At 63.9% G+C, this 17,281-nt stretch carries 13 protein-coding genes; 5 read left to right on the top strand and 8 right to left on the bottom strand.

Features of this window, described 5'->3' with window-relative positions:
• Positions 1-97 precede the first annotated feature (97 nt).
• Together dkgB and CA260_RS13010 are read right to left on the bottom strand one after the other, a co-directional pair.
• Positions 98-901 (bottom strand): 2,5-didehydrogluconate reductase DkgB, encoded by an 804-nt coding sequence (gene dkgB / locus CA260_RS13015; protein WP_111983517.1) that lies wholly within the window; start codon positions 899-901, stop codon positions 98-100.
• A 40-nt stretch (positions 902-941) separates the two neighbouring features.
• Positions 942-2,126 carry an MFS transporter gene (locus CA260_RS13010; RefSeq protein ID WP_111983516.1) on the bottom strand — a complete coding sequence of 395 codons (1,185 nt, stop codon included), beginning with the start codon at positions 2,124-2,126 and terminating at the stop codon, positions 942-944.
• Positions 2,127-2,226: 100 nt separating this feature from the next.
• Here CA260_RS13010 and CA260_RS13005 point away from each other — a divergent pair, with 100 nt between their 5' ends.
• Positions 2,227-3,129: a LysR family transcriptional regulator gene (locus tag CA260_RS13005; protein WP_111983515.1), complete on the top strand. Its 903-nt coding sequence runs from the start codon at positions 2,227-2,229 to the stop codon at positions 3,127-3,129.
• Positions 3,130-3,267: 138 nt separating this feature from the next.
• Here the strand turns inward: CA260_RS13005 and CA260_RS13000 are convergent, their stop codons facing one another.
• Positions 3,268-4,956, bottom strand: coding sequence for a hypothetical protein (locus tag CA260_RS13000; RefSeq protein ID WP_238149756.1), 1,689 nt, complete (start codon positions 4,954-4,956; stop codon positions 3,268-3,270).
• 710 nt (positions 4,957-5,666) lie between these two features.
• Between CA260_RS13000 and CA260_RS12995 the strand changes: the two genes are divergently transcribed.
• Positions 5,667-7,925: a GH92 family glycosyl hydrolase gene (locus tag CA260_RS12995; RefSeq protein WP_202864095.1), complete on the top strand. Its 2,259-nt coding sequence runs from the start codon at positions 5,667-5,669 to the stop codon at positions 7,923-7,925.
• A gap of 14 nt (positions 7,926-7,939) precedes the next feature.
• A complete protein-coding gene (locus CA260_RS12990; RefSeq protein WP_146745349.1) occupies positions 7,940-8,374 on the top strand; it encodes a hypothetical protein in 435 nt (144 codons plus the stop codon).
• A 141-nt stretch (positions 8,375-8,515) separates the two neighbouring features.
• Here the strand turns inward: CA260_RS12990 and CA260_RS12985 are convergent, their stop codons facing one another.
• The 5 genes from CA260_RS12985 to CA260_RS12965 are packed head-to-tail and all read right to left on the bottom strand — an operon-like array spanning position 8,516 to position 16,093.
• A complete protein-coding gene (locus CA260_RS12985; protein ID WP_111983512.1) occupies positions 8,516-9,373 on the bottom strand; it encodes a MurR/RpiR family transcriptional regulator in 858 nt (285 codons plus the stop codon).
• Positions 9,374-9,383: 10 nt separating this feature from the next.
• Entirely contained in the window at positions 9,384-10,706 is a 1,323-nt protein-coding gene (locus tag CA260_RS12980; RefSeq protein WP_111983511.1) for a peptide MFS transporter, read from the bottom strand.
• A 23-nt stretch (positions 10,707-10,729) separates the two neighbouring features.
• Complete coding sequence (locus CA260_RS12975) at positions 10,730-11,746, bottom strand: dipeptide epimerase (RefSeq protein ID WP_111983510.1); 1,017 nt, start codon at positions 11,744-11,746, stop codon at positions 10,730-10,732.
• An 11-nt stretch (positions 11,747-11,757) separates the two neighbouring features.
• Positions 11,758-13,749 carry a serine hydrolase domain-containing protein gene (locus CA260_RS12970; protein WP_111983509.1) on the bottom strand — a complete coding sequence of 664 codons (1,992 nt, stop codon included), beginning with the start codon at positions 13,747-13,749 and terminating at the stop codon, positions 11,758-11,760.
• Between the two features lie 28 nt (positions 13,750-13,777).
• Positions 13,778-16,093, bottom strand: coding sequence for a TonB-dependent receptor (locus CA260_RS12965; protein WP_111983508.1), 2,316 nt, complete (start codon positions 16,091-16,093; stop codon positions 13,778-13,780).
• A 245-nt stretch (positions 16,094-16,338) separates the two neighbouring features.
• Here CA260_RS12965 and CA260_RS12960 point away from each other — a divergent pair, with 245 nt between their 5' ends.
• A complete protein-coding gene (locus CA260_RS12960) occupies positions 16,339-16,725 on the top strand; it encodes a DUF1398 domain-containing protein (protein ID WP_111983507.1) in 387 nt (128 codons plus the stop codon).
• 115 nt (positions 16,726-16,840) lie between these two features.
• Positions 16,841-17,236, top strand: coding sequence for a nuclear transport factor 2 family protein (locus CA260_RS12955; RefSeq protein WP_172461839.1), 396 nt, complete (start codon positions 16,841-16,843; stop codon positions 17,234-17,236).
• Positions 17,237-17,281 lie beyond the last annotated feature (45 nt).

The raw sequence follows: 17,281 nt of genomic DNA, 5'->3' as shown, positions 1-17,281 counted from the left end.
ATGAGTAGAGTGGGTGACGTGCGCTCGGCGAACCCGTTTCGTCGTGCAGCCGTTGGTGCCGGGGGGCAACGCCGATTCGTGCGATCGACCGCTGCGATCAATCCCACGCCGGCGCGAGGCCAGCGGGGTTCACTTCGCGGCCATCACGCTCCAACGCGGCGATCTTCGCCATGTCGTCTGCATCGAGGTGCAGGTCGCGGGCAAGCAGGTTGCTGGCGAGGTTCTCGCGTTTGGTCGACGAGGGAATCACCGCATAGCCAAGCTGCAGCGCCCACGCCAGCGCCACCTGGGCCACCGTCGCGTGGTGCTTGTCCGCGATCTTCGCCAGCACCGGGTCCTTCAGTACCTTGCCATAGGCCAGCGTCATATAGGACGTGACCGTGATGTCCTGTTCCTTGAGGAACGCGGTCAGCTTGCGGCCCTGCAGGTAGGGGCTCAGCTCGATCTGGTTGGTGGCGATTTCGTTCTTGCCTACGGCCGCGATCGCTTGTTTCGTCAGCTCGATGTTGAAGTTGGAAATGCCGATCTGCCGGGTGAGGCCCAGGGCCTTCGCTTCGGCCAGCGCGGTCATGTATTCGGACAGATCGACACCGTTGCCGGGTGCCGGCCAGTGGATCAGGGCGAGATCGACATAGGGCATGCGCAGCTTTTCCAGGCTGTCTCGCAGGCTGGGTACCAGCTTGTTTTTCGCGTAGTTCTCGGTCCAGATCTTGGTGGTGACGAACAGCTCGTCGCGCTCGATGCCGCTGTCGACGATGGCCTGACCAACCTCGGCTTCATTGCCGTAGATCTGCGCGGTGTCGACGGCGCGATAGCCGAGTTCCAGCGCGGTGCGCACCGAGTCGATGACGGTCTGGCCGGTCAGGCGGAAGGTACCGACACCAAAGGTTGGAATGCTCATGGAGGCTCCTGAGGGAATAGGTCGATGTAGGGGAGGGGAATCAGGCTTGTGCGAGCTGGGTCGACGCGGTGCGGTTGTCCAGACGGCCAGCGAGTACGGTCAGTCCAAAGGCGCCGAGCGTCACCAGTGCGGCGATCCACGGCGTATGCGCCAGGCCGAGATGACTCACCACTTGCGCGCCGGCCCAGGAACCACCGGCCACGCCGAGATTGAATGCGGAGATGTTGAAGCCGGCGGCGACATCCGTGGCTTCGGGCGCCACGTGTTCGGCCTGCCGCACGACATACACCTGCAGGGCTGGCACGTTGCCGAAAGCCACGGCGCCCCACGCCAGCACCGTCAACACCACCAGCGGCTTGCTGGGCGCAGTGAAGGTCAGCACCAGCAGCACGACGGCCAGCAGTCCGAAGATGATCTTCAGGGCGCTCACCGGACCGCGCTGGTCAGCGAGACGTCCGCCCCACACATTGCCGATCGCGACCGACACGCCGTACGCCAGCAGCGCCACGCCGACCATGTCGGGCTTGAAGCCGGCGATGTCTTCGAGGATGGGCGCGAGGAAGGTGAAGGCAATCAGCGAGCCTCCGTAACCCACGGCCGTCATCGCATAGACCAGCAACAGGCGCGGTTCCAGCAGTACGCGCATCTGGCGGCGCAGCGGTGCAGGCGTGGCATGCGGGATGTTGTTCGGCACCAGGGCCAGCGCACCGATCAGCGCGATCACGCCAAACGCGGCAACGGCAAGGAAGGTCATGCGCCAGCCGAAGTGCTGGCCAATGAAGGTGCCGAGCGGAATGCCGGCGACGAACGCGACGGTCATGCCGCTGAACATCGTCGCGATCGCGCTCGCGGCCTTTTCCTTCGGCACGAGGGTGGTCGCGATGATCGAGCCGACCGAGAAGAATACGCCGTGCGCGAGGCCGGTCAGCACGCGGGCGACGATCAGCGATTCGTAGTTCGGCGCCTGCCATGCGACGAGGTTGCCGACGGTGAACAGCGCCATCAGCGCGGCGAGCAGCGTCTTGCGCGGCACGCGGCCGGTCAGCGCGGACAGGATGGGCGCGCCGATGGCGACGCCAAGGGCGTAGAGGCTGACCAGCAGGCCGGCCGAGGGAAGGCCCACGCCGAGGTCACCGGCAATCGTCGGGATCAGGCCGACGATGACGAACTCCGTGGTGCCGATGGCGAAGGCCGCCAGGGTCAGGGCAAGCAGTGCGAGAGGCATGACTGGGATCCGGGAAAGAATCGATGGAGCGCAGTCTGATCGCTTTACATTTGCGGATTAAGCCGCGTATAAGCGAAATACTATTGAATTGAAGTAAACAATGAAGACGACCCTCGACGAATTGCAGGCCTTCGTGGCCGTCGTGGACACGGGTTCGATCACCGCGGCCGCGGAGCAACTGGAGCTGACCATCTCGGCCACCAGTCGCACCCTGAGCCGCCTCGAAGAGAAGCTGCAGACCACGCTGCTGACGCGCACCACGCGCCGGCTGGAGCTCACCGAAGAGGGCGCGGCCTTCCTGCAGCACGCCCGCACCATCCTCGCCTCGGTGGACGAGGCGGAAGAACAGATGGCGGCACGGCGCCTGCGCCCGATCGGACGCCTTCGCGTTGATGCGGCGACGCCGTTCGTGTTGCACGTCATCGTGCCTCATCTCGCCGGGTTCCGTGCCCGTTTCCCGGAAGTGGAGCTGGAGCTCAACTCCAACGAGGGCATCATCGACCTGATCGAAAAGCGTACCGACGTCGCGTTTCGCATTGGTGTCCTGAAGGATTCCACGCTGCACGCACGGTCGCTCGGCACCAGTCGCGTGCGCGTGCTGGCGAGTCCCGGTTACCTGAAGCGACGTGGCACTCCGACCCGGTCCGCGCAGTTGGCGCAGCACGATCTTCTCGGCTTCACCCAGCCCGACAGTCTGAACGACTGGCCGCTGCGCGATGACAACGGAAACATCCTCCACATCACGCCCACCATTGCGTCGTCCAGCGGCGAAACGCTCCGCCAGATGGCCTTGGCCGGCCTGGGCATCGTCTGCCTTTCCGATTTCCTGACGCGTGAAGACCGGCGATCGGGTCGACTGGTGCAGCTATTTGCCAGGCAGACGCTGGACGTCCGCCAATCCGTCAACGCCGTCTACTACCGGAACACGACGTTGGCCTCGCGCATCACCTGCTTCGTGGATTACATGGTCGAGGCCTTGGGCAAAAAGCCGTTCGAGGAGTAGGCGCGGGCTGGCGGTAGCCTTGGCCTGCGCCTTTTGATCCTTTGGCGATGCCTTGTGATCGCAGTGGACGTCCTGCACGCAAAGAAAAGGGCGTGATGGGTAGTCCCATCACGCCCCATTGCCATGCTCGGTTGACGCTTAGAGACCGATGGCCGAAATACGCGTCGCCCAGTTGCTCAGGGCACCGCGCGTGCCACCGCACTGGCCAAAGGGAGGCGCCATGTACTGGGCCAGCGTGCACGTCTGCGCGATGTACTCGGAGGCAAGCCAGACGGTGTTGCCGTCGACGACGGCCGCACCATAATCGCCCCAGCGCGGGCGACCGCCACCGAGATACGGGATGCCGGTAAAGCCGTCCCACGGACCGGCGCCCGCCGCCGCGATATGCACATCGCCGGCGCCGATCTTCGCATCCAGGCTGGCATAGCCGGCGCTCGGATAGTCGTTGGGGCCGACCACGGTGAACGCGATCACGCCACGTCCGCTTTGCGTGACGGCTGCCGCGCCGTAGGTGAGGTTTGCATCGGGCAGGGACAGCGTGCCATTGGCGAAGAGCACGCCCGAGTTCGGGTTGATGACGAAGTAGTTGATGCCCGAACCATGGCTGCCATCACCCAGCAGCACGTCGGTATCCAACGTGCCCCAGAGCTTGCCGTTGGCGTAGCTCACCTGCTGCATGCGAGAGTCGTTCACCGCCAGGTCGCGAGGTGTCGAATAGACGATGCTCGGGTAGCCGAGGACGGATGCACAACTCGGTGTGGCGAAGCAGTCACGCAACGGCGTATTGCCCGGCTTCTGGTGCGCCAGGCTGCTCGGCACGGCGTATTGCTGCACGGTGAGCGGCGAAACGTTCAACGCCAGGCCCGCGGGCATGGTATTGATGGCCTGCGTGTTCGACACGGACCATAACCAGATGGTGTTCGATACGCCGGAGTCGTAGAACACGGCGTCGGAACTGAGCAGATACTCCGTGCCGCCCTGTGCCGTAGCGTATTGGCCGCCCGAAGAGATGGCCGGCCAGACCGTGAACGCGGGAGCCGGAATGCTCGGATCGCCGCCGTTGAACAGCACCACGTTCGCTGGCGCGCCGGCGGCCAGCGACTGCTTGGAGATCGCATAGATCTGTGCGCCGTAGAAGCCGTCGTCGAACAACGAGAACTCGTTGGTGGTCAGGAAGATCGCATTCCCGTCAGCGCCGATATGCGGATAGTCGCCGAGGCAATATCCACCAGCGCAGCCGTGGTCCGGGGTGCCCTGCGTGCCGTTGTTCTGCACCGGCAAGCGATAGATGTTCCAGGAACCCGTGGGATTGGAGGTCGTGCTGACCGCGATGTCGAGGTGGTTGGTTCCCGCCAGGAACGACGTCGTACCCACGCGATCGATCGTCAACACCACCTGGAACCAACGCTGCGTGTTCGCATCGTAGTAGCAGGAGGGGTCGGTGATTTCCGGTCCGTAGGCACCGGTGCCGCGGTTGATCGCCGCCGGATAGCCGTAGAACGTATTGAGGTCGACTGGCCCGACGAGCTTGTTGCCGGCGTTGTCATAGATCGCCAATACGTCGTTGACGCTTTCCATCACGAAGCCGTTGCCCGCACAAAGGCCCTGATCAGGCGGTTCCACCGAAAACTGGTTGCCGCCGTTGGCGTAACGCTGGTCATGCAGATTGAGGCCATTGAACCCGCCCAACAGCTCCGGGCTTGATTTGGCACGTTTCGCATTGCCCATCCGGTTGCTGCCGGCATGTCCCTTGCTGATGCTGCGATTGACCACGGGCTCGGGCCCAAGGCCATCACCATCGCCCGAATCGGCATCACCGGCGGTCATCGCCGGGTCCAGTTCCAGGGCCGTCAACGACGCGCCGCCAAGTGCTGTGGTCGTCGGTACCGTGGTCGCTCCACGCTGAATCTGAAATGTCGTTGGGGAAGAGCCGAAGGCGTACGAAGCAAACGCCATGGCCGCCGCTGCTAGAAGCAGTCGAGTCTGCATAACACTGGTCTCCCTTTCGTTTCGTTAGGTGACCGCGCCCCTTGTTGAACGCTGCTATCGGTTGCACCGATAAGCGTCCGCGCATGTACGCATATCTGGCATATGCGTCCGCGCAACATACGCGCCCCGGCGGGTGTCCGCCATCGGCCATAGGGCCGGGGTTTCATGGCGGAAATCGCAATAACCCTCGGGTGTTAACGCTGCGAGGTTGCTGGCTGACGAGATAACGCGACGGAGGTCGCGGTGTCCTTCGTGCTCGTCGGAAGCGAGCCCCACGGCAGGACGTGGCGGTCGATGTAGCGCATGCGAGCCGGCGTCATCGGATCAAGGCAGACGCAGTCGCTGCACGCGCGGCATTCGTATGGCGACGGACGGAGAGGAATTCGACGTGACGACGCCGGATCGGCGCAGCGGCGGACTAGTCGTCGGCCAAGCGCGCAATCGCACGCCAGAGCTTGCTAGTCTTTCGGGCAATTCATTCCCCCGTTTGCGAACCACGAGACGGTGGGATTCATCGGGACTTCAAACCTCTATCCGGCCCAGGTTCGATGGCATTCCATCCAGGTGACTTCTTCAAACATGGCAGGGTGACGCGCGTGCTGGCGCTGCTCTGTCTTTCCATGCCCTTCATGGTGGCTCACGCGTCCACGCCGACACCCATCGACTGGGTCAATCCCTATATCGGCACGGCGGGCACCGGCTCGGAATACGGTGGCACCATGCCGCTCGTCACCACGCCGTTCGGCATGACCAACTGGACGGCGCAGACACGGCAGAACCGCGTCAGCGTCAGTGCCTACAACTACGCCGACGACCACATCGAAGGCTTCATCGGCACGCACCAGCCGGCCATATGGATGGGCGACTACGGCTACGTCACCCTGATGCCCGAACTCGACGATGCGACGTACACGCCGGAAGCGCGCAGGCTTGCCTTCACCCGCCAGGACGAAACGGCTTCGCCCGCTTACTACGCGGTGACCATGCAGGCCGGTGACGGGCGCCGGCTTCGCACGGAAATGACGGCAACCGACCACTGCGGCTACCTGCGCTTCTCGTTTCCCAAGGCAAGCCGGGCAGGGGTGCTCGTCGAGGCGACGCGTCCGGGCGTTCGCGGCTATGTCGAGGTCGATGCAGCGCACCGCGAAATCCGCGGCTACAACCCGGACCGTCAGGATGCGCAGCTCGGCCCGCTGGCGCTGCCCAACTTCAAGGGCTACTTCGTCATCCGGTTCAGGCAACCCATCAAGGCGTCGCATGTCTACCGCGAGGCCGCCGAGGTGCAGGGGCGCAGCGATGCGGAAGGCAGCAACGTGGGAGCCTACGTATCGTTCGACACGCAACGCGGCGAGCCTATCGAGGCGCAGGTGGGCACCTCGTTCATCAGCATCGCCCAGGCCCAGGCCAACCTCGATGCCGAGCTTCCCGCGTGGGACTTCGATGCGCGGCGCCAATCCTTGAAGGACACATGGAACGCGAAGCTGGGCCTGCTCGATATCGACGGTGCAACGGCGGACCAGCACCAGATCTTCTACACGGCCCTCTATCACGCGCTGCTGTATCCGCGCCTGTTCTCCGAGCACGGCCGCTACTACAGCGCGTTCGACGACAAGGTGCACGATGGCGTGTCGTATACCGACTATTCGATCTGGGATACGTTCCGCGCCGAACACAGCCTGTTGACGCTGCTCGCACCCGAGCGGATCGACGGCATGATCCAGGCGCTGCTGCAGGATTACCGCGAAGGCGGCTGGATGCCCAAATGGCCCAATCCTTCGTACACCAACATCATGATCGGCACCCATGCCGACTCGCTGGTGGCTGAAGCGATCGTCAAAGGGTTTCGCGGTTTCGATGGGCAGCTGGCTTATGCCGCGGTGCGCAAGGACGCCATGACGCCTCCCGACGGCGACACCACGCGGCAATGGCGTGACCGCGAGCCCCACACGCCCTACGAAGCGCGCGCCGGCCTGACCTATGCGCTGAAGCTCGGTTACCTGCCTTCGGACAAGGTGGCCGAATCGGCATCGAGCACACTCGAAGAGTCGTACGACGACTACGCGGTTGCTCGCGTGGCCCAGGCTACCGGGCACGAGGACGATTACGCCTACTTCATGCGGCGCGCGTCCAACTATCGCCTGCTGTTCAATCCGGCACGCGGCTTCATGCAGGCGCGCCGCGCCGATGGCTCATGGGCGTCGCCCTCGGATGGCTGGACCGAGGGTGATGAGTGGGCCTACCTCTTCGCCGCGTTGCACGACATCCCGGGCACCATCGAACTGCTTGGCGGACCGGCGGCGGCCGAGGCGAAACTCGATGCCCATTTCCGCGATGGGCACAACCATCACGACAACGAACCAAGCCATCACTACGGCTACCTCTACGATTTCATGGGCGCACCCTGGAAAACCCAGGCCCGCGTGCGCGACATCGCCGCCAGCGCCTACGCCAACACACCGGTCGGCATCCTCGGCAACGAAGACTGCGGCCAGATGTCGGCGTGGTACGTCTTCACCGCCATGGGCTTCTATCCGCTCAACCCGGCGTCGGGCGACTACATGATCGGCAGCCCATTGTTCACGCGCCTCGCGTTGAAGCTGGGCAACGGCAAGAGCTTCATCGTCACCGCCAAGAACAACTCGACCGACAACGTGTACATCCAGTCGGCCATGCTCAACGGCAAGCCACTGGATGCGCCGGTCATCACCTATCAGCAGATCATGGACGGCGGAAAGCTCGACTTCGTGATGGGGCCGAAACCGTCGGGATGGGCGAAGTCCTGGCGGGCGCAACCGGTGGCGCATTAGTCCCCGGGAGGCACATGCTGTTGACGCGCGATCCGGGCGGCTTGAACATCCGGCCGCATCGCCGTGACGATCGCCAACTGGGGAGGGGATTCATGGCATTGAGTAGCCGATTGGTTCTTGCGGCCCTTGTGGGGCTGTCGATCGTGGTTGGGTGCTATCAGGCGGTGCTGTTTGGTCTTGGGTACTCCGTGGGGGCACCATTTCAAGCGATCTATTCGCTGGTCTTCGTGTTGCTTCTCATTGTCTGGATCGACCTGGACTGCCGAGGCCGCGAAGACATCTACCGGCCATTCGAATTTGACTTCCTGATATTCGTATTCTGGCTGCCATACCTGCCGTATTACCTGCTGCGCACTCGCCGTGCCCGGGGACTGCTGTGGCTGCTCGGTCTCTTCTTGTTGTTCCACGTCGGATACTTTCTTCAGTGGCTCGTTTACTTCGCACGCTAAAGGCCGCATGAGCGCGAAGCAGATATGTACCGCTCGCCATGTCGTGAGGCCCCATTTGGGCCGCGGCGGGATTTGCCGGCTAGATCCCAACGCCTGACGGATGTCCGCATCCGCCTTCCGGCAGACGTCATCGATATCCGCTTATCGCGCCTTCGGCGGCCTACCAGGCGCCGCGCCGAGGTAACCCACCAGATCCTGGCGCAGTTCGTTGATCTCGCTGAGGCGGTCCATCACATCGCCGCGTTCCTTGCTCACGTCGGCCACGATGAGGCTGAACAGGCTGGAGACGGCGCTGAAGCTGTGCCATACCTCGCTGGCTTCGACCATCAGCACGTGCGGCGTGAGTTCGCGTGCCCAGTAGCAATCGGTATCGGTGATCAGCACCAGCGGGATCTTCCGTTCGACCACGCGTTCGGCGATGGTACGGAACTGCCTGAAGTAGCGCCGCATGTCGATGAGCACGACGCAGCTGTTCTTGTTCGAGTCCAGCAGCAGGTCGAGGTAGGCGGCATCGGAGCCGTCGCTGAAGATCACGCGCGGACGCACCTGCTGCAGCAGCTTCGCCAGGCCGAGGCCGAGGAAGGTGCTGTGCTGGAAGCTCGCCACGGATACATGATCAGCCGAGACCAGCAGCTTGATGATGTTCTTCCACGCCTTGCTGCGCGCCAGTGCGTGTGCACTCGCGAGGCCGCGCGTCTCCGCCTGCAGGTGCGAGTCGATCTCGTCGGCGTCCTTGGCCTGTTCCTGCGGCTTGTAGAAATGGCGCCAGGTGTTGTCGCCGCGAATCTCCTCCTTGAGATCGCCGAAGCTTCCATAACCCAGCGAGCGCAGGAAGCGGCCAACGGTCATCGGGCTGACGCCTACGCGTTTGCCTACCGAGGTGGCCGTTTCGAAAGGCAGGTCGCGGATGTTGTGCAGCAGGTAGGTCGCCACCTTGCGTTCGGAGGTCGTGTAGCCCTCCCAGTTTTCCTTGAGCTTTTGCTTGAGGTCCTTGGACATGCGATGGGGCTCACGGAGACGCCATGGTGGCGTGGGCCGGATTATCACGCATTTGGTCACGTCCCACGCGAACACCCAGCATGAGAAGCAGGGCCGCCGAACCGCCGGCCACGCCGCCAATGACCAGGAAGAACGCGCCATGCGGCAGCTTGCTCCACAGCGTGCCCAACGCTCCCGCCAGCAGGTTTCCGAAGAAACCGGCGAAGAACCAGATGGCGATGCAGGTCGCGCGCAAGCCTTCCGGCGCCATGCGTCCGAACAGGCCAAGGCCCACGGGAAGGATGTAGAGCTCGCCCAGCGTCATGAGTACGAACCAGCCGACCAGCCACGCCCAATGGGCGTGGACGCCGCGTGCCTCCGTCCACGTCGCCACGCCGGCAAGCGCCAGGTACGACGCGCCGACCACCGCCGCGCCAAAGGCCATCTTGTAGAGCGATGGTGTGTCCACGCCACGCTTGGCGAGCCGCGACCAGCGGGCGACCAGCAACGGCGTGGCGGCGAAGACGACCAGCGGGTCCAGCGCCTGGAACCACGCCATGGGAAGGCTCCACGCCGTGGTTACCTGTCGATCCACGCCCACATCCGCCCACAAGGCAATGGTGTTGCCCACCTGTTCGTACGCGCCGCGGAACACCACGACGATGGCGGCCACGCCCATGAGGAAGAACAGCTGGCGTCGCGCTGCGTGACTCATGGGGGAGCGGGTTTCCCTCACCTGCGCCAGGCGCGCGGGCTCCGCCGGCAGATGCCGAAGGCCCGCTACATAGATCACCAGCGAAACGAGCATGCCGACGCCCGCTGCCGCGAACCCCCAATGCCAGCCGTAGGCTTCGCCCAAGAAGCCGCATACCAGCGGCGCGAGGAACGCACCGAGGTTCACGCCCACGTAGTAGATGTTGTACGCACTCTTGCTGCGCACGTCGCCTTCGCGATAAAGCCCTTCGATCTGGCTGGCAAGGCAGGGCAGGAACAGGCCATTACCCAGCGCAATGGTCACCAGCGCCGGATAGAACAGCGGCTCGGACGCCATCATGAAATGGCCGAGCGCCATGGTGGCGCCGCCCACGACCACCGCGCGACGCTTGCCCAGCCAGCGGTCGGCGATGAGGCCGCCGAGCACGGGCGTGAAATAGACCATCGCCGCATAGGCGCCATAGATCAGCGAGGCGTATTCCTGCGTGATGTCCAGGCGCTTGGTCATGTAGTAGACCAGCAGGGCGCGCATGCCGAAGAAGGAGAACATCTCCCACATCTCGGTGAGGAACAGCACCGTCAGTCCGATCGGATGACCGAGGAACTGACGCTCGCGACCTGCCGGTGCTGCCTTGGACATGCTCGATCTCGCTTCGGTGGATGCTACGCGGCCACGTTGCGAGGGCCGCCCCAGACTTCATCGGGGCACCACACGCGACCTTCCTGGTAGCTGATGGCGGGGTTTCGGTCTGCACGGATGAACATCGGCCCGTCCAGGTCGACCACCGAACACAGTGAGCCCAGCACGAAGGCCGGCCCCATCGACCAGGACGTGCCACCCATGTTTCCCACCATCAGCTGAAACCCCAGTTTGCCTGCCTCGCGAGCGAGCGCAAGGCCCGCGGTGAGTCCACCGCATTTGTCGAGCTTGATGTTGATGATCTGAACGCGCCCCACGAGCCTGGCGAGATCGCTGCGATCCTGCACGCTCTCGTCGGCGGCAAAGGGGATGGGGCAGTCGAATCCGTCGAACAAGGCTTCCTGCCCGATCGGAAACGGCTGCTCGATCACCGCCACGCCGGCGTCGATGAAGGTGGGCACCACATCGCGCAAGGTGTCGCGTGTGAACCCCTGGTTGGCGTCCACCATCAGCCATGCATCGGGACAGGCTCGTCGCGCCGCCTTTACCCGCTCGGCGTTGAGCGGGTCGTTGGTGAGCTTGAGCTTGATCGCCTTCGCACCCTTGAGCTCGCGCGCCGCCGTTTCCACCTCGGCCGGCGCATCCGCGCTCAGCGTGTACGTGGTCAACAAGGGTCGCGGCTCGGCAATGCCCGCGAGTTGCCACACGGAGGCGTTTCGACGCTTGGCCTCGAGATCCCACAGCGCGCAATCCAGTGCGTTGCGCGCGCCGCCGGCAGGCAGCAGGCTCAGCACCTGCTCACGCGTCACGCCGCCTTCGATCAGGCCGCGCAAGGCTTCCACCTGACGGATCATCGCCGTCGGCGTGTCATGTCGGTAGTAGACGCCCAGGCCTTCCCCGCGACCGGTGAGCTCGCCATCACGCAGCGTCACCACCAGTGCATCGCATTCGGTGAAGGTATAACCGGTGATGTGGAACGGCTGCTTGAGCGGCAGCTTCTCGATGTGTGTTTCCAATACCACGGACGACGGCCCGGTCATGATCGCTTTCCTCAGAAGTGCGTGTTGAAGCTGACCAGCCCGAACGCCAGGACGAACCAGCCGAGATAGAGCGCCGCCAGCGCAAGCACGGTTTCGCCGAACGTCACCCAGCGGCTGCGGTGCCCTCGGGTCAGCGTGCTGGCGGCGTGCGCCACGATGGCGATGACGCCGACCAGCGCGACGACGCCAAGCGCGTACAGCAGCACCATCCACGGTGCAGCCGAGCCATGCAGCAGCAGTTTCTCGTTGGCGCCAATGGCCGCCGCCAGCGCGAACCAGCCTGCGACGGCCAGGAACATCGCCAGCACGCCGAGACGGGAGAGGCGGCGGAAACGACGCACGGCCTGTGGCAGTTCAAGCGTCGCGCCGTAGTGGCGGCGCACCACCGGCCCGATCGCCCAGATGAGCAACGTTGCCAGCACGACGAACATGGACAGGCCGAGCAGCGGCATGACGTTGCCGGCGCCGTGCGACCCGGCTACGCGCCCGAACACCGTGATGGCAGGGAGGTAATCGGTGGTCCAGTAGTCGATGCTGCCATCGGCGCGCGTCACGAAATGGATCCGGTCGCGGCCGTTGACTTCGCGATACTGCAGCGGCGCCACTTCACGCCAGTGCAACGGTTTGCCCGCATCGTCGCTCAGCATGGGCGACACGGTCAGCGTGCCGTCCGCATCGGCGGCAACGTGGAATTGCGACAGCAACGAGAACAGGCGCAACGCGCTGTCGTTGCGACGCGTCATCTGATACCAGCCGACCACCTTCGATGCATCGCGCGCCGCACTTGCCAGCACCTTCTGCGCCGGCAGCGGGGCAGGGAAATACCGATCGAGGAAGCCATGGAAGATGGCGGCTCGCACCATCCGCACACCGCCTGCATCGGGGCTGCCTGCGCTGTTGAACGACATGAAGATGCCGACGCCCTTGTCCAGCAGCAGATGCAAGTCGCTGTGGAACACCACGGTGTCGCCGCCGTGTCCCGCGATGCGCAGTCCGTTGCGGTCTTCCCGGTAGAAACCCAGGCCGTAACCCGGCATGCCCGGTGCCGGCGTGTAGTGCTGCTCGTGCATCGCGCTGACGGTTTCGGGCTTGAGGATGCTCGCATCGCCGACGCGGCCACCCTGCAGCTGCGCGATCATGAAGCGCGCCATATCCGTGGCGGTGGCGCTCATCGCGCCGGCCGGCGCCGGATCCACGGCCTCGAATGGCTGCGGTTTGCCGTCGGACGCCGTGCGGTAGCCCTTGGACATCAAGGGCGCCAGCGAGGCCGGCAAAGGCTGCGCAAAGGTGGAGTGCGTCATGCCCAGCGGCGCGAAGACGTGATGGGCGATGTAGTCCTCGAACCGCTCGCCCGACACGCGCTGCACGATATAGCCGGCCAAACCGCAACCGTAATTCGAATACGCCACGCGATCGCCCGCCGGGAAGATGCGTGCCGGCACGTGCGCCTTGAGGTAATGCTCCAGGTTCACGTCATCGACGGATGCCGGAAGCAGGTCGCGTGCGGCATCCTCGAAGCCCGGCGTATGCGTCAGCAGATCGTGCAGCGTGATGGGGCGGCCATCGCGTGGCGGGATCTTGAAGTCGAGGTAGTCGTTGATGTCGCGATCCAGCTGCAGCGATCCGCGTTCCACCAGCTGCATCACCGCCGTCCAGGTGAACAGCTTGGACGTCGAGCCAGGACGGAACAGCGTGCTGTCGGGCGATACCGGCGCGCGCGTGGCGAGGTCGGCATAGCCATAGCCCCTGGCGAACAGCAGCTGTCCGTCCTTTACCACCACGACCACGCCACCGGCGATATCGCTGCGCCGAAGCGCAAAAGGCATCAGGCCGTCGAAGAAGCTGCCGACATCCGCCTCCGTCATCGCAGGTGTTGCGTTGGCCGCAGAGGAGGCCGTGCTGCTGTTCGATGCAGGCTCGGGCGTGCCCTGCGCCTGCGCGATGCCCAAACCCATGCCCAGGCACGCGACAAGCGCCGCGGCACGCTTCAGTGGTCCCGTCATGTTGGCAATCCCGAGATCGGTGGGTGCTTCAGAAATCCACGGTGGCGGACACGCCGATCGTGCGTGGCGTCTGCACCGTGGCATTGAAGGGGCTTGCGATGGAGCTCTGCGTTTCCGGCCACACCGAGGTAATGCCGTGCTTGTTCGCCAGGTTCTTGGCGTAGACCTTGAACGTCCAGTTGCCCACGTTGGCGCCGGCGTAGAGGTTCAGGTCGTTGAAACCCGGCAGGTAGTAGCGCGGTGCTGGCTGCGTATTGAATTCGGCGGCGCGGCGGCCGACGTAGCTGAAGTTGCCGCCGACAAAGCCGGACCACGATCCCATCGGGAAGTTGTAGTCAACACCGAGATTCGCGTTCCACTTCGGCACGTACGGCAACGGATCGCCCTTCAGGCCGTACACGCTGCCCGGCGGGTTGTCCTGTGCAAGCTTGGCATCGGTATACGTGGCGTTGGCCCACAGCGTGAGGCCGCGCCCCGGGTTGTAGCGCCAGCTGGCTTCGAAGCCTTCGCTGGTCGCCTTGCCGCCATTGCCGAGAAAGCTGAAACCGCCGGCCGTCGACGTCAGCTGCACCTTGGACCAGTCGATGTAGAACGCGTTGAGCTCGACGCTCATGCGCCGGTCGAGCATCAGCGCCTTCAGGCCCAGCTCGTAGTTGGTGAGCTTGTCCGGATCGAAAGTGAGCGGTGCGCCGAGCCCCGGAGGCACGCCCACGTTCGCACCACCCGGACGGAAACCCGATGCCACGCGGAGATAAGCCATGACGTCATCGCTGAACTTGTAGCTCGGATTGAACAGGTAGGTGACGGGATGATCGCTGCCGCGCGTGGTGAAGCTGGAGTCGCCGGTCAGGATGCCCGTATTCGTCTGCGTGTACGTCGTCTGGTCGCTGCTGTAGCGCGCGCCCACCAGGATGCTGAAGCGATCGGTGGCGTGCCAGGTCAGGTCGCCATAGCCGGCCCACTCCTTGAAGATGGCCGGGCCCACGGAAACGACGCCCAGCGTAGGCAGCGCGATCGGTGCCCCGGTGTTGTAGTCGAAGCTGGTGATCGTTTGTCCATCGACCGTGTGTTCGCGCGTGAAGAACAGGCCCGTGCGCCACTCCCACGCCTGGTCCGCGGGCGACTGCAGGCGCAGTTCCTGCGTCACCTTGTTGAGGGAAATCGGCTGCACCTCGGCGTAGCCGCCGTTCGGCACGCCGAAGATCGTGTTGAGCATGGGCCCGAACAGACTCGTCAGATCCTGGCTCTGGTTGAGCCGCAGCGTGCCGTAGCTGGTGGTGGAGTACAGCGTGGCCCAGCCCATGTCGTCACTGATGGACAGGTCATACAGGCGATACTTCACCTTGAACATGCCCGTGCCGGCGGCGCGGTTCTGCTTGTCCCAGCCGTAGATGGGCTGCATCGTATTCGGATCGAGATCGATGCCGCCGTTGGCCAGCCCATCGCTGCTCAGGTTCTGCGCGAGGGCAGAGAAGCGCACCGATACCTTCTCGCTGGGCGTCCACAAAAGCTGTGCACGGCCGCCGCGAACCTTGGCCTCGTTCACTTCCTTCTGGCCCGTGTTCACGTTGTCGATAAAGCCGGGATCCGTGCGCGCGTAGGCGTTGACACGCAGACCCAACGTGTCGGCAATGAGCGGAATATTGGCCATGGCGTGCGTGCCGAAACCGTTGCCGCCGCTGTCGACGCTGTTCGCATCGACACCGATGCGTCCGCTCGCCTGGGTGGTGTCGGGCGGCGTGGTCACGAACTTGACGAGTCCGCCGAGCGTGTTCGAACCGTAAAGCGTGCCCTGTGGTCCACGCAGTACTTCGATGCGCTCGATGTCGCTGGGATCGATATCCGGCGTCAGCATGCTGCCGGCAGCATAGATCGTGCTCGATCCGTAGGGCGTGTCGTCGATATAGGTGCCCACGGTGGCGTTGGGCTGGTGGCTGCCCGAGGTGATGCCGCGCAGCACCAGCTGCGTCCAGCCTTGTCCGCTGGAAATGGTGTTGAGGCCGGGCATCTGCGTCGCGTAGTCGGCGAAGCTGTTCGCGCTCTGGCGTTCCAGGTGCGCTTCGTCGAGCACCGACACCGCCATGGGCACATCCTGCAGTCGCTCGTCGCGCTTGTTGGCCGTGACGATGACCGTACCCAGCTGCGTGGGGTTGGCCGGTGCCTGCCGGGACGATGCCCCGGCATCCTGTCCGCTGTCGGCAGCCGGCTGGTTCGCGGCATCACTGGCCGAAGTGGCACCGCTGCCGGGCGCAGTCTCGGCCTGTGAACAAAGCGGAATCGCCAGCCCCAGCGCAATGGCCAGGCACAGACGACGACGATCGTACGGCGAACAGAACTTATCCACGACACGTCCCCCACGTGAAACGGCTATCCCGTTGCCTATTGTGATATCACTCTAACAATTGCGTGTCAATGTTCGTTAACGAACATTTTTGGGTCGGGCAACAAGGCTGCGCCCCGGGGCGCGGGTTGGCAGGAGAGAACGGCGCACATGCTGATCGTTGTACCCTGGCAACCCGACGGCTCTGGAAAGTGGCGCGGAAGCTGCTCGCGACGGGCACGGCCGCTGGACACCGGAGGACATGATCGATGTTCACCCTGCAGCAGATCGACGAACTTCATGCGCGCCTCGGCAAGGCCAAGACGCTCGCGCTGTACGTGCGGTCGCTGCACGCCATTGGCGTCGAACACTACGAGTCTTACGTGGCGGACGGTCATTCCGAATACTTCGGAAAAGACGGCTACACGATCGTTTCCCCGCCCGTGCACAACCCGTTGGTCATCGCTGATGTGAGCCAACCCGAATCGTTTCTTCAACACTTACGCCGACACGAACTGGGCGAGACCGGTTACATGGACATGTCCCGTGGCCTGGCGGAAAGTGGGATCGAAAAATGGTCAGTCGATGCCGTCGGCATGACCATGACCTTCTACGATATGGCCGGCAACGCGATGCTGGTGAATGAGATCAGCTGATCGGATGCGCTATCGGATACGTTCTTTCGTCGCGAGGCATAGGCCGCCGCGGTTCTCTTGGTCCCCACGTTTGGGAGTAAACATGTTCGTGCGTACGAAGACACTCTCACTATGCATGCTGGCAATGCTGTGTCCGCTGTCTGCCGTGGCCTGCGATAACACGTCTGACGATCCGGTGTCGGTCGTCCAGGCGCAGGTGGATGCATACAACGCACACGACGTCGCCAAGTTTGCCTCCTGCTACGCCGACGACGTTTCCGTCACCGACCTGAGCGGAAAGCGTCCCGTCGTCCTGGGCACGGCGGCCTTGAAAAAAGCCTACGCCTTTCTCGAAGCCAAGCCGAAAGCATTCCGCGTGGAAATCATCCAGCGCGTGGTCAATGGCGCGGTGGTGGTGGATCAAGAGCAGGTGATGGGTCTTCCCGCGGACAAGGGACAACCCAAAGCCCTGGCGGTGTACGAGGTACGCGAGGGGAAGATCCAGAAGGTCTGGTTCCCGCCGCGTGATTGATCAGGGTTCCCGTGCTTTGTGAAGCGTCAGGACAGCATCACGCCC

Source organism: Dyella jiangningensis, assembly GCF_003264855.1.
In the GTDB taxonomy this organism is placed as follows: domain Bacteria; phylum Pseudomonadota; class Gammaproteobacteria; order Xanthomonadales; family Rhodanobacteraceae; genus Dyella; species Dyella jiangningensis_C.
The sequence above is the reverse complement of the archived record's forward strand: the minus strand, read 5'-3'. Positions and strand labels throughout refer to the sequence as shown.